General features: G+C 58.9%; 12 protein-coding genes. 11 read left to right on the top strand and 1 reads right to left on the bottom strand.

Annotated elements, in window-relative coordinates; genetic code table 11:
- The first annotated feature begins 24 nt into the window (after positions 1-24).
- The 4 genes from H7C19_RS10010 to H7C19_RS09995 all read left to right on the top strand — a co-directional run bounded on the left by H7C19_RS10010 (position 25) and on the right by H7C19_RS09995 (position 4,125).
- Entirely contained in the window at positions 25-1,095 is a 1,071-nt protein-coding gene (locus H7C19_RS10010; RefSeq protein WP_221469155.1) for a Gfo/Idh/MocA family protein, read from the top strand.
- 189 nt (positions 1,096-1,284) lie between these two features.
- Positions 1,285-2,247 (top strand): sugar phosphate isomerase/epimerase family protein, encoded by a 963-nt coding sequence (locus tag H7C19_RS10005; protein ID WP_185142510.1) that lies wholly within the window; start codon positions 1,285-1,287, stop codon positions 2,245-2,247.
- A gap of 20 nt (positions 2,248-2,267) precedes the next feature.
- On the top strand, positions 2,268-3,401 hold the full coding sequence (locus H7C19_RS10000) for a Gfo/Idh/MocA family protein (RefSeq protein WP_185142534.1): 1,134 nt from the start codon (positions 2,268-2,270) through the stop codon (positions 3,399-3,401).
- Between the two features lie 172 nt (positions 3,402-3,573).
- Positions 3,574-4,125 carry an NUDIX hydrolase gene (locus H7C19_RS09995; RefSeq protein ID WP_313731534.1) on the top strand — a complete coding sequence of 184 codons (552 nt, stop codon included), beginning with the start codon at positions 3,574-3,576 and terminating at the stop codon, positions 4,123-4,125.
- Between the two features lie 87 nt (positions 4,126-4,212).
- On the opposite strand, the gene H7C19_RS09990 is transcribed toward H7C19_RS09995, so the two are convergent.
- Positions 4,213-4,626 carry a cupredoxin domain-containing protein gene (locus H7C19_RS09990; RefSeq protein ID WP_185142508.1) on the bottom strand — a complete coding sequence of 138 codons (414 nt, stop codon included), beginning with the start codon at positions 4,624-4,626 and terminating at the stop codon, positions 4,213-4,215.
- 425 nt (positions 4,627-5,051) lie between these two features.
- Here H7C19_RS09990 and H7C19_RS09985 point away from each other — a divergent pair, with 425 nt between their 5' ends.
- From H7C19_RS09985 to pstA, 7 genes are all read left to right on the top strand, one after another.
- Positions 5,052-6,806, top strand: coding sequence for a pyrroloquinoline quinone-dependent dehydrogenase (locus tag H7C19_RS09985; RefSeq protein ID WP_185142507.1), 1,755 nt, complete (start codon positions 5,052-5,054; stop codon positions 6,804-6,806).
- A gap of 92 nt (positions 6,807-6,898) precedes the next feature.
- Positions 6,899-8,062, top strand: coding sequence for a carboxypeptidase-like regulatory domain-containing protein (locus H7C19_RS09980; RefSeq protein ID WP_185142506.1), 1,164 nt, complete (start codon positions 6,899-6,901; stop codon positions 8,060-8,062).
- 141 nt (positions 8,063-8,203) lie between these two features.
- A complete protein-coding gene (locus H7C19_RS09975) occupies positions 8,204-8,392 on the top strand; it encodes a hypothetical protein (RefSeq protein ID WP_185142505.1) in 189 nt (62 codons plus the stop codon).
- 626 nt (positions 8,393-9,018) lie between these two features.
- Complete coding sequence (locus H7C19_RS09970) at positions 9,019-10,311, top strand: methyl-accepting chemotaxis protein (RefSeq protein WP_185142504.1); 1,293 nt, start codon at positions 9,019-9,021, stop codon at positions 10,309-10,311.
- Positions 10,312-10,499: 188 nt separating this feature from the next.
- Positions 10,500-11,441 carry a phosphate ABC transporter substrate-binding protein gene (locus H7C19_RS09965; protein ID WP_185142503.1) on the top strand — a complete coding sequence of 314 codons (942 nt, stop codon included), beginning with the start codon at positions 10,500-10,502 and terminating at the stop codon, positions 11,439-11,441.
- A gap of 140 nt (positions 11,442-11,581) precedes the next feature.
- A complete protein-coding gene (gene pstC / locus H7C19_RS09960; RefSeq protein WP_185142502.1) occupies positions 11,582-12,517 on the top strand; it encodes a phosphate ABC transporter permease subunit PstC in 936 nt (311 codons plus the stop codon).
- Complete coding sequence (gene pstA / locus H7C19_RS09955; RefSeq protein WP_185142501.1) at positions 12,514-13,401, top strand: phosphate ABC transporter permease PstA; 888 nt, start codon at positions 12,514-12,516, stop codon at positions 13,399-13,401. Before pstC ends, pstA begins: the two co-directional genes overlap by 4 nt.
- Position 13,402 lies beyond the last annotated feature (1 nt).

Raw genomic sequence — 13,402 nt, 5'->3', positions numbered from 1 at the left:
CGATCACGCAAGGAGGACACCCACTTGAGTCATGTTCACGTTGGTATGATCGGCTGCGGCGGTATCGCGAACGGCAAGCACCTGCCGTCGCTCGCCAAAATCCCGGAAGTGAAGATCACCGCATTCTTCGATGTCTCGGAGGAGCGCGCGCAAGAAGCGAAGGCCAAATACGGCACCCCGGACGCCCGCGTTTACGGCAACGTACAGGAACTGCTGAACGATCCGAACGTGCACGTCGTGCACGTCTGCACCCCGAACGATACGCATGCGGAGATCTCGATCGCCGCGCTGGAAGCCGGCAAGCACGTCCTGTGCGAGAAGCCGATGGCGAAAACTTCGACGGACGCCCAGCGGATGCTGGAGACGGCCGAGCGGACGGGACGCAAGCTGAGCATCGCGTACCAGAACCGCTTCCGCGCCGACAGCCGCTGGCTGCACACGGCATGCCGCAACGGCGAGCTGGGCGAAGTCTATCTGGCGAAAGCGCATGCCATTCGCCGCCGCGCCGTGCCGACCTGGGGCGTCTTCCTCGACCTGGACAAGCAAGGCGGAGGTCCGCTGATCGATATCGGCACGCACGCGCTCGATCTGGCGCTCTGGATGATGGACAACTACGAGCCGAAGAACGTCCTCGGCACCACGTACCGCAAGCTGGCCGAGCAAGGCAGCCCCGCGAACGCCTGGGGCAACTGGGAGCCGTCCAAGTTCACGGTCGAGGATTCGGCATTCGCGATGATCACGATGAAGAACGGCGCGACCGTCTGGCTCGAGTCGAGCTGGGCGCTGAACACGCTCGACGTCGACGAGGCGAAGGTGACGCTGTGCGGTTCCAAAGCGGGCGCGGATATGAAGAACGGCCTGCGCGTGAACGGCGAAGAGCACGGCAACCTCTACACGAAGGAGATCAACTTCGGCAACCAGTTCGATCCGACGATGCCGAACGATTCGGCGGAGCGGGAAGCGCGCGCCTGGATCGACGCGATCCTGAACGATCAAGCGCCGGTCGTCACCGCGAAGCAAGGCTACGTCGTTCAGCAGATCCTCGAAGCGATCTACGAATCGGCCGCCAAGGGACAACCGATTTCCTTCCAATAATACAGCGCGTGTCTTTCCTTTTGCGCTTGCCTTACGGATACTAGAAGCTTCCGCGGGCGTCATTCGACAAATTCCGATTCAAATTCGGCAAAATCAGCGGATGACTTCTCGCGGCGCTTCTAGTAAACTATGTTTGATGGATAAACAAAGGCAAGTTCCTTCATTTATTTGAAAGGTTAGGTGAATTTCGTGAAATTAGGCGTATTTCTAGTTCTGTTTGGCCAGCAATCGTTCGAAGAAGCGCTCGATACCGCCAAATCGGCGGGACTGCAAGCGGTTGAACTCGGCACGGGCGCATTTCCCGGCACGTCCCACATCAACGCAGCCGCCATCTTGAACGACGAAGCGGCGATCGCGAAGATCAAGCAAGCGGTCGAATCCCGCGGCTTGACGATCAGCGCGCTCAGCTGCCACGGCAACCCGTTGCACCCGGATGAAAGCGTCGCCAAATCGCATCACGACGACTTCGTCGCGACCGTGCAGCTGGCGGAGAAGCTTGGCGTCGATACGGTCATCACGTTCTCCGGCTGCCCGGGCGAATCCCCGAACTCGAAATACCCGTCCTGGGTCACTTGCCCATGGCCGCCGGACTTCCTGACGGTGCTCGAATGGCAGTGGAACGAAGTCGCCATTCCATACTGGAAGGAACAATCCGCCTTCTGCCGCAAGCACGGCGTGCGCGTCGCGATCGAATCCCACCCGGGCTTCCTCGTGTACAACACGGAGACAGCGCTGCGTCTGCGCCGCGAAGCCGGCGACAACATCGGCGTCAACTTCGACCCTTCCCACCTGTTCTGGCAGGGCATGGACCCGATCGAGTGCGTCAAGGCGCTCGGCGACTCCATCTTCCACGTCCACGCGAAGGATACGAAGATCGACGCGCGCAACACCGCGCTGAACGGCGTTCTCGACGTGAAGCCGTACAGTGACGAGATCAATCGCTCCTGGATCTTCCGCACGGTCGGCTACGGCCATGACGACGATTTCTGGAAGCACTTCGTCAGCACGCTGCGCCTCGTCGGCTACGACGGCGCGATCAGCATCGAGCACGAAGACAGCCTGATGTCGGTCGGCGAAGGCTTCCGCAAAGCGGCGAACTTCCTGAACGGCCTCATCCTCGGCGAAAAGGCGGGTGAAATGTGGTGGGCGTAAACAAAACGTTAAACGTCGGCATGGTGGGCTACAAGTTCATGGGCAAGGCCCATAGCCATGCATACAAAGACGTTGGCATGTTCTTCGACCTCGAAGCGGGCGTCGCCATGAAGGCGATCTGCGGACGCGACGAGCAAGGCGTGCAGGAAGCGGCCGAGAAGTTCGGCTGGGAGAGCTACGAGACCGACTGGCGCAAGCTGGTCGCGCGCGAGGACATCGACTTCATCGATATCAACGCGCCTAGCGACGCGCACAAGGAGATCGCGCTCGCCGCGATCGCGAACGGCAAGCACGTCTTCTGCGAGAAGCCGCTCGCGCTGAACCTGCAGGACGCCCGCGAGATGCTCGCGGCGGCCGAAGCAGCCGGCGTGAAGCACGCGATCTGCTTCAACTACCGGTTCCTGCCGGCCGTTCAGCTGGCGAAGAAGATCATTGACAGCGGCAAGCTGGGCGAGATTCATCATTATCGCGCGACGTACCTGCAGGATTGGCTGGTCGATCCGGAAGCGCCGCTCGCCTGGCGTCTGAAGAAAGAAGTGGCCGGCTCCGGCACGCACGGCGACTTGAACGCGCACAGCATCGACCTCGCGCGCTTCCTCATCGGCGAGTTCGACCGCGTCGTCGGACACAGCCGCACGTTCGTCAAGGAACGTCCTCTGCCGGTGTCCACGTCCGGCCTGTCCGGCACGGGCTCGTCCGAGAAGGGCGAAGTCACCGTCGACGACGCCACCGGTTTCCTGGCGGACTTCAAGAACGGCGCGATGGGCGTCTTCATCGCTTCGCGCTTCGCGAGCGGCCGCAAGAACGGCAACACGTTCGAGATTCACGGCAGCAAGGGGACCATCCGTTGGGACCTGGAACGCCTGAACGAGCTCGAAGTGTACTTCCGCGAAGACGAGCCGGAGCTTGCGGGCTTCCGCAAGATCCTCGCGACCGAGTCGGTGCACAAGTACGCCGCCAACTGGTGGCCGGCGGGACATATCATCGGCTACGAGCACGGCTTCGTGCACATCGTGTACGAGTTCCTGCAGCACATGTCCACGGGCAGCCCGTTCGCGCCGACGTTCCTCGACGGCGTCCGCTGCCAAGAGGTGCTCGAAGCGGTGGACCTGTCCATCGAGCGCGGCACTTGGGTGAGCGTAGAAGAAGTCTAATCGCACATCGACAGCAACCGCCGGCGGCAATCCCGCCGGCGGTTTTTTGTTGCGAAGCGGTCCGTCCCGCAAGGCGGTTGCGCAACTTCTTCTCCTTCGGAGAAGGTGGAAGGCGAGCCCGTGTCGAATTGTCGTAAAACAAGCGGCTAGGCGGCTAGATGACCTGAGGACGGTGGATGAAGCTTTGCGACTGATCAGGAGAATCACGGACAGCGATTTTTACGGCGGGGTTCCCACCTATTTGAACTTCGTTTCCCGGCAAGCCTCCAGGGGCGTTCTGACGCGCGAATCGTCTCAGATCGCCATGATGCAATGGTCCCATCCCCCGCTCTATAAATTGCCGGGCGGCGGCGTGGAGGCGGGGGAGGACGAGGAGACGGCCTTTCTCCGCGAGATCAAGGAGGAGACGGGGTTCGATGCCGAGATTGTGCTTGAACTGGGGTATATCGAGGAGCATAAAGCGAGAAATCGATATATGCAGCGCTCTCACTGCTTCATCGCGAAGGCTTCCGACAGCGCCGAAGCCCCGGCTTTGACCGACAAGGAGATTCTGCTCGGCATGCGGTTGCGATGGATGACGATCGAAGAGGCGCTGCTCCGATTGCGAGAGTTGCAGCGAAGAAGCGAGGATTATTCCACCCGGTTTATGCTGGCCAGAGATTTGACCATTGTCGAGCAAGCGGCGCAATGTCTGCAGGAGAGAGAAAGCGACTGGGGACGGTAGGAGGAAACAAGCCGTTTGCATCGAAAAAAGGACCGCCCCGAGGGGCGGTCCTTTGGCCTATCTAGATCCCGAGCGGATCTCGATCGATTACTCTACCGTGATGGTGCCGGTCATATTGTCGTGGCCCGAACCGCATTGGATCGAGCAGTTGAAATCGTAAGTGCCGGCTTTGTCGGCCGTGAACGTAGCCGTTTCGCCGTTCTTGATGTTGACGTTGAAGTCGGGAATGGCCAGACCGTGGTTGCCGCTTTCGTTTTTCAGCGTGATTTTGACGGTATCGCCGACTTTGACCTTGATATCGGGTTGGTCGAACTCGAAGTTCTTCGCGCCAAGCGTGATTTCTTTGGTTTCGCCGCCTGCGGCAGGCGCGCTGGCCGATCCGGACGGTGCGGAAGCGGAAGGGCTCGATGCGTTGTTGTTGGTCTTGCTGCCGCATGCGCTCAGCGCCAGTACGGCTGCCAGGGCAACCAGTGCCATGAAGAGATACGATTTCTTGCTCATTGTCTGTAGACCTCCTGATTCTGTGTAGAAAATTCGATTACGGTGGTGCCTTACTAGTAAGATTCCTGTCAACGAATGAGTATACGCCTAATCCCACTAGTTAGTCAACCTTAACATACCCTTGAAGGCGACTCTTTAATCCGTCGGATGATGTCGATAATTTATACCTTCATTAGGGAGATATGAATCTTGACAAAATATCGACAAAGTTATTGACTCCTAAAATGAACAGGAGTAATATACATCTTGATAAAAGCCTTATTAGTAAGAGGTTAAAACAAGCTTAATCCTGTCGCCGATGGTCAGCAAGGAACGGATTGGATCGGTAAGACCGCTGGTGGTTATAACAAACTAGCGGTGTTTTTGTCGCGCCTGGACGCGATTGATGTCTGTCACGCTCGTCATTCAACAAGGGGGTAACACCAGTGAAAAAATCTTATGCGGCCGTAGGCGCCGTACTCGCCGCCAGCTTAGCGCTGAGCGCATGCAGCGGCAAAGACAACAATAACACCGCTAGCCCTTCGCCGTCCGCTTCCGGCAGCGCAAGCGCGTCCCCGACCGCTTCGGCTTCCGCATCCGCCGGCAGCGTAACGGGTACTTCGTTCGAGAATTGGGGGACGTACGGATTCGATCTCAAGAATACCCGTCATGCGCCTTACAAAGAGATCACGGCCGATAATGTCAACGATCTGGGCATCGTCTGGTCCGCAGACCTCAAAACGCTCGACAAAGACGTCAAGAACGGCAACCAAGCTTATCCCGTCGTCATCGACGGCGTCATCTACATCACGACTTCGGGCAACCAAGTGTTCGCGTTCGATGCCGTGACCGGCAATCAGATCTGGCACTGGAAACCGTCTCCGGAACAAGCCGCAACCTTCAGCAAATCCGGCATTATCGCCAACCGCGGCGTAGCGGTCGGCGAAGGCAAAGTCTTCATGCTCACGATCGACAATCAAATCGTATCGCTGGACCAAAAGACGGGCGAGCTCGTGAAGATGGTCAAGATCGCCGATTCGATCGAAGGCGTCACGCTGGAGAACGGCTATTATGAGACGACGGCTCCCGTGTACTATAAAGGAAACATCTATATCGGCAGCAGCGGCGGCGACAACGGCGTTCGCGGCTTCGTGAATGCTTACAAAGCAAGCGACCTGTCCCCGGCTTGGGACGCTCCGTTCTGGACCGTACCTCCGAAAGGCCAAGACTGGCTCGCGAACAGCAAGTTCCAAGGCGGCGGCGCCGTATGGAATCCGCCGGCGATCGACGAAGAGACCGGCATCATGTACTTTGCAGTCGGCAACCCGGCTCCCGACTTCTACGGCGAAGACCGTCCGGGCGCGAACCCGTACACCGACTCGGTCGTTGCGGTCGAAGCGGCGACGGGCAAGCTGATCTGGGCCAAACAAGAGATCAGCCATGACCTCTGGGACTATGACGCTGCCGCTTCCCCGATGATCCTGAACGCAACGGTCAAAGGCAAGCAGCAGAAGATCGTCGTCGAAGGCGGCAAATCGGGCCAATGGTTCGCATGGGACGCGAAGACGGGCGACGTCGTATGGGATGGCATTCCGTTCGCGAAGATCTCCCATCCGAACCCGACGCCGGAAGGCGTACTCGTCTACCCGGGCGTGCTCGGCGGCGAGAACTACGCTCCGGAAACGTATGATCCGGCAACGAACTACGTGCTGATTCCGGGCGTCGAACAACCGGCTCTGATCAAATCGGCGAAAAACCAAGACGAAGCCGCTACCCCGGACATGCCGGGCGCCATGGCCTTCGGCACGACGATGGGCGAACTGCCGGCCGACGTCGAGACGTTCGGCACGATCACCGCGATGGACGTCAACACCGGCAAGCAAGCCTACCAAATCAAGACCAAGGATCCGCAGCGCGGCGGCTTGACCAGCACGGATGCGGGCATCGCCTTCTTCGGCGAACTGGACGGCAAGATCAACGCGCTCGACATCAAGGGCGGCAAAGTGATCTGGTCGTTCCAAACGGCCGGCGACAACATTCAAGCCGCTCCTGCCGTATTCACCGTGGACGGCAAGCAATATATCACCTTCACCTCCGGCGGCACGAAGCCTAAGGTATACGTGTTCGCGCTCGGCGGCGACAAGACGCAAGGCAAGGAAGGCGCAGCCGATACGGGCAGCGCGCACAGCGAAAAGAAATAAGCGATCGTTCATCCGAATCGCATGAATAACCGCAATCAGGGCAGACTTCCAGGAGTCTTGCCCTGATTGTCTAAAGTAAAGGAGTTAAGCCTATGAGATCCATCTCCAAAACGGCGGTTCTCGCCTTGTTGGCTGCCGGTTTGGCCGGCTGCACGGGTCAGAGCAACAATCAAGCGAGCCCGAGCGCTTCCCCTTCCGCGTCCGCAACCGCAACCGCTTCCCAGATGCAAGGCCAGGAGGCCCGTCTCGATATCGAGCAGACGACTTTCTCGCTGAAGCAGTGGAAGGTGGACGGTTCGCATAATACATCCGTAAAAGGCAAATTCATGATCGGCGATCAACCTGTCGCGAATGCGGTCCTGCATGCGGGAACCAGCAAGAAAAACATCGTCACCGGAGATGACGGCTCGTTCGAGCTGCTGGTCGATCAAAGCCTGCTCTCCGATACGCCGGTTCGCGTCGTCTCGCTGGACGAGGCGAAGGTCGGCGGCCAGCCCCTCAACGCGGATGCGGCTAATCAGGTAAAAGATACTTCAACCTATATTAGCGTGTACTATCCGATCGAGGTGAGCGAAGTCAAGGCTTCCGCATCGGATGCGAATCAAGTCGAAGTGCACGGTCAGATTAAGAGCGGCAAGGACGACCTCGTCTCCTTCTTCCAAATCGACAAATACCGGATCGGCGGCAAGGTGATCGATGCGGACGGAAATCCGGTGAAGGACGCCGTCGTATGGATCGACCGCGACGAGGGCGAAGGCTTCGCCAAGTCCACGCCGACCGATGAGAACGGCAACTATCAGCTCTTCTATCTGCCGGAGGATGAAGAGACCAACCTGACCGTGACGATCGGGACCAAGCGTTACACGCTGCCCGAGAACAAAGTGTACATCATTCCGGAAGATACGAGCGTAGAGATCAATATTACGCTGCCGAAGGAAGGGACCGTCATCGACGACAAACCGCCGACCCTGGTCAGCAAAACGTCGAAAGGCGCGATGTATACCGGCGTGCTCGCCGGGCTCAACGTACCGGAAGACGTGAAGTACACCGTTACGATCCCGGACAAGGAAGGCCACTTCGTGCTGACCGTGCCGAAGGCGGCGTGGGACCAGCATCCGAGCTTCTTCGAGACGAAGATGACGAAGTTCGTCGATCAGGATGATGAGCTCGCCTGGGGCGATACGCTGCCATCCAGCTTCGTACAGCCGGGAGCGAACGACCCGAAAAATATCGAATCCGTCTCCAAGGGCGCCTAAGCCCGTCGAAAAGCCTGAAGGGGCTGTCTCAGAAGGTCTAAACTGACCTAGGGACAGTCTTTTTTTTATGGAAATGGGTTTTGGCCATTATCACTTTTAGGGCGTACACGCCTAATAATCGTACGGAATATTCGTCTTCGGTTGGGCAAAGATCGCCCGGACTTCATGGGCTGGGACCTGTCCGGTGGTGCTTACTGGGGGTGCTTGCCGGTGGTGCTCGCTATGGTGCTTGTTGGTGGTGCTCGCTGGTGGTGCTCGATGGTGGTGCTTGATGGTGGTGCTTGTCAGTGGTGCTCGCTGGTGGTGCTTGATGTTGGTGCTTTCTCGTGATGCATGCTCCCCAATAAATTGTATTCATACAACTTATTTGGCTCCCTTCGGCGGAGAAGAGGCATTTACATGCAATCGTACAACTTATTCAGTAGAAAATCGAAAAATATTCAANNCGATATGAAGGTCATACTGCAGAAAAAGTTGTACATTTACAACTGTTCGGTCGGCGTTGGGGGTCCGGAGGTCTGGGGATTCGAAGGTCTGGGGGTCCGGAGGACTGGAGGACTGGAGGTCTGGAGGTCTGGAGGTCTGGCGGTCCGACAAATCTATGATGACGGAACAATAGGTGCTTAGAATGTCAGAATGTCCGCTTACCACCAAATAAGAATCAGACAGGCCATGTAGATTTTATCGTTGCAGCTCGTAAAGGCCGGATTCGCCGCTATGCGATCCTTTTAGCCTGTCGCATTTTTCATAATAGCCTGTGACCGGGAAAGGTCATGAGCGTTTTTTGCGCAAGGCGAGGGATGGCATGAAAGGCGAGAAACGAATCGGGCAGGACCTTCGCCGCACTTCGCGTTCAAAGTTAACAATCCGACAACGCTCGCCGCATGTTTCCATGACAAGCGGTTGATAAAATAGAGCCAATTTAGGCCGTTATGACTATTGAGGAGGCTACTTCAATGAATACATCGCTCATGGAACGGACAACGGTTCGGAAAGATTCGCGCAAAGTCCATCCCGCGAATAGCCCCGTATCAACGGCAGACAGCGCGGCGTCGCGTCCAGGCGATCCAGGCAATCTCAGCAATCCCGGCAGCTCTAGCGGCGAACGCGCAGCCCCCGATCGGAGAGAGCCGAGTCCATTCTCGGCAGAGGCGGTATGGGCTCAGCCCTTCCATGCGGTAGCGCTCTCGGAATGGCTGCGCGATTGCCCGGTCTTGCCGCCGTCGCAGACGTGCGGCGATCTGGTCAGCCTGTTCCGCCGTCGGCTGGACTTGGCTTGCGTCGCCGTCTGCGACGAAGCGGGACAGCCGCTCGGATTGATTATGAAGCATCGCTTTTTCCGTTTTCTCGGGACGAGCTACGGCATGTCGCTGTACGCGGACAAGCCGATCAGCAAACTCATGGACCGCGGGGCGCTGACGGCGGAGACGGATCTCTCGCCCCAAGCGCTGATCGACCGCGCGATGGCGCGAGATGACGAAGCCCTGTACGATTCGGTCCTGATGACCCGGAACGGCAAGTTTGCGGGGATGCTGGCGATCAGCGACCTGCTGAATATCTCCCGCATGCTGCAGCGCGAGCTGGCCGAACGGCAGATCGCGACCGTGCGGGGAACCGAGCGCATGCTCCAACGGATCGACGAAGCCGTGAAGCGGCTGGCGGACACCGCCGCCGATTCGCGCGAGAGCAGTCTCCAGATCTCCGAGATGACGGAGCGCGGGAGGGAGGATCTGTCGGGGATGCTCGGGCAGTTCCGCCTCTGGACGTCGACGGCCGACCGTCAGGAGCGCGCCGTGAACGAATTGTTAAGCCGCGCCTCCGATACGCTCGGCATCACCCGCATCATCTCGGATTTGGCGGATCAGTGCAATCTGCTCGCGATGAACGCGCAGATCGAAGCCGCCCGAGCGGGCGCGCACGGACGCGGGTTCGCCGTCGTGGCGCAGGAGGTACGGGCGCTCGCCGATCAGACGAAGCGGCAGGCCGAGCAGATCAACCGGCAGCTGCGCGGCATGTCGGAAGCCGCGGTCGAGGCGGCGAAGCACGTGAAGGAAGGCAAGCAAGGCGCGGATCAAGGCGTCCGCCAGGTCGAGCAAGCCGAAGAGACGTTCGCCCGGCTCTGGCAGCGTTCCACGGACAACGTTCAAGCGACGGAGCGGTTGTCCGTCGCGTCTCGCGAGGCCGAAGCGACGTCCGGACAGATCCGGCAGCAAATGACAAAATTGGCGGCGCAGATGAACGGAATGTGAAATGGACAAGACGTCTCGCAGATTATTGTTAACGAACCGCATATTTTACATTCCGTTAACAAAACGAAAACATGACTTTTACGATCACCAGTTAGAATCGTAGATGTGCAAGGGACATGTCGCTAAAGTCACAGTTCCGAGAATTACAAAAATCCAATTTGCACGAAATGGAAGGGGAAAATAAGAAAATGAAAAAATCGGTCCTACTGTTGATTACGTTCGTGCTGGCTTTGACCCTCGCGGCTTGCGGAAGCAAGAACGCCAATAACGGCGGCAGCGCGAGCCCGAGCGAATCGGCTTCCCAAAGCGCGGACAATGCCGGCGGCGACGTAAGCGGATCGTTCATCGCCAGCGGTTCTACGGCTCTGCAGCCGCTCGTCCAACAGGTATCCGAAAAGTATATGGCAAAGAACGATAAAGTATCGATCCAAGTCCAACCCGGCGGCAGCGGCGCAGGCCTCTCCCAAGTCGCGGAAGGCACGGTCCAAATCGGCAACTCCGACGTGTTCGCCGAAGAGAAGCTGAAGGACGCGGACGCCGAAAAAGCGAAATCGCTCGTCGATCATCAAGTGGCTGTCGTAGCCATGGCTGCGGTAACGAACAAGGATGTAGGCGTAGATAACCTGACCAAAGATCAACTGGTGAGCATCTTCACCGGCAAGGTGACGAACTGGAAAGACGTAGGCGGCAAGGACGAGAAAATCGTGCTGGTGAACCGCCCGGCTAGCTCCGGCACCCGCGCTACGTTCGAGAAGTATGCACTTGGCACGAAGTCGCAAGACTTGGCCGGCTCCATCCAAGAAGATGCATCCGGTACGGTTCGCAAGCTCGTCTCCGAGACGCCCGGCGCGATCGGCTACCTGGCTCTGTCTTACCTGGACGACTCCATTAAAGCGGTGCAATACGAAGGCGTAGAAGCCAGTGCCGACAACGTCGCTTCCGGCAAATATCCGGTATGGGCATACGAGCACATGTATACGAAGGGCGAGCCGGAAGGCGCGGTCAAGGCGTTCCTCGACTACATGCTGAGCGACGAAGTGCAAAATGGCGACGTCACGGAGCTGGGCTATATCGCGATCAACAAGATGCAAGTGAAGCGCGACGTAGACGGCAACGTCTCGAACAAGTAAGCCCAAGTCTAAGCCATGCTCGTCTAGAACGGCATCGCAAGACGCATCATCACACATCATCCTATATCGGATCTCATGATCAGCGGCGAGAGGCGAATGCAAGTAGCGCCTCTTCCTTGCCGTTTAAAGGAGAGGCTTGCATGAATCTACCAGAGTCCCGGTCCACGGCCGATCCGGCTCCGCCGCAAACCGGCAAAATCGCCAAGCATCATCTCGAGGAATGGCGCGGCAAAGCGTACGTTTATCTCTGCGTGCTGCTCCTCGTCGTCATCATCTTCTCGATCGTTGTTTTCATCGCATCCCGGGGGCTGACGCCATTCATCTCCCAAGGCGTCAGTATCAAAGAGATGCTGTTCGGCTTGAAGTGGGCGCCTGAGGACGATACGCCGGTATTCGGCGCGCTGCCGTTCCTGGTCGGCTCGTTCTCGACGTCGCTGATCGCCGCGCTCATCGCCGCGCCGCTCGGCATCTGCGCCTCGATCTTCATGACCGAGATCATGCCCAAGACGGGCAAATCGGTGCTGCAGCCGGCAATCGAACTTCTGGCGGGCATTCCTTCCGTCGTCTACGGATTCGTCGGCCTTTCCGTTATCGTTCCCTTTTTGCGGCATACATTCCCGGGACAAGGGGTCGGCATCATGGCGGGCGCGATCGTGCTGTCCGTCATGATCCTGCCGACGATCACCTCGATCGCGACGGACGCGCTCCGCAGCTTGCCGGCCGGACTCAAAGAAGGCTCGTACGCGCTGGGCGCGACCCGCTGGCAGACGATCGCGCGCATCATTCTGCCGACGACGATGCCCGCGCTCCTGACGGGCGTCGTGCTGGGCATCGCCCGGGCGTTCGGCGAAGCGCTCGCCGTGCAGATGGTCATCGGCAACGCGCCGCATATCCCGCATTCGCTGTTCGAATCGGCCACGACGCTCACGAGCATCATCACCCTGTCGATGGGCAATACGACGACCGGCTCCCTGCACAATAACGCGCTCTGGAGCCTCGCGCTGATCCTGCTCATCATGACATTCCTGTTCGTATTCATCGTTCGTCTGCTGGAGAGGAGAGTGAAGCGTTCATGAAGGCCAAGACCATCGACCGTATCATGACCGGCGTCATCGTCGGCGTCACGATCCTTATCATCGCGGTTCTCGCCGGATTGATCGGGTACCTGCTGGTCCGCGGCTTGCGGCACATCAGCTTCGACTTCCTGTTCTCTCCGCCTCAGACGATCAGGGCGGGCGGCGGCATCGGCCCGCAGCTCTTCAACTCGCTCTTCCTGCTCGTGCTCACGATGATCATCACGATTCCGCTCGGGCTCGGCGCCGGCATCTACATGAGCGAGTACGCGAAGCCCAACCGGCTGACCGCCTTCATCCGGCTCATCGTCGAGGTGCTGTCCTCGTTCCCGTCCATCGTCGTGGGTCTGTTCGGACTGCTCGTCATCGTCAACAAGTTCGGTCTCGGCTTCTCGCTGTTCTCCGGCGCGATGGCGCTCACGGTGTTCAATCTGCCGCTGATGGTGCGCATCACCGAGCAATCGCTGCGAGGCGTTCCGCGGGAGCAGAAGGAAGCGGGCCTGGCCCTCGGCCTCTCCCGCTGGCGGACGATCACCTCGGTGCTAATGCCGGTGGCGATCCCGTCCATCGTGACGGGGACGATCCTCGCCGCGGGCCGCGTCTTCGGCGAAGCGGCCGCGCTGCTCTTCACCGCGGGCATGAGCTCGCCGCGGCTGAACTTCTCCGACTGGAACCCGCTGCATCATACGTCGCCGCTCAATCCGTTCCGGCCGGCGGAGACGCTCGCGGTTCATATCTGGAAGATCAACAGCGAGGGCCTCGCGCCCGACGCCGCGCAGATCGCGGCGGGGGCATCCGCCGTCCTCGTCATCACCGTGCTGCTCTTCAACCTGGGCGCCCGCTGGCTCGGCCGCGTCCTGTACCGCAAATTAACGGCTAGCAAGTAAG

The sequence above is a fragment of the Cohnella nanjingensis genome (assembly GCF_014212125.1).
Lineage (GTDB): Bacteria > Bacillota > Bacilli > Paenibacillales > Paenibacillaceae > Cohnella > Cohnella nanjingensis.
This window is presented reverse-complemented; position numbering and strand designations above follow the sequence as displayed.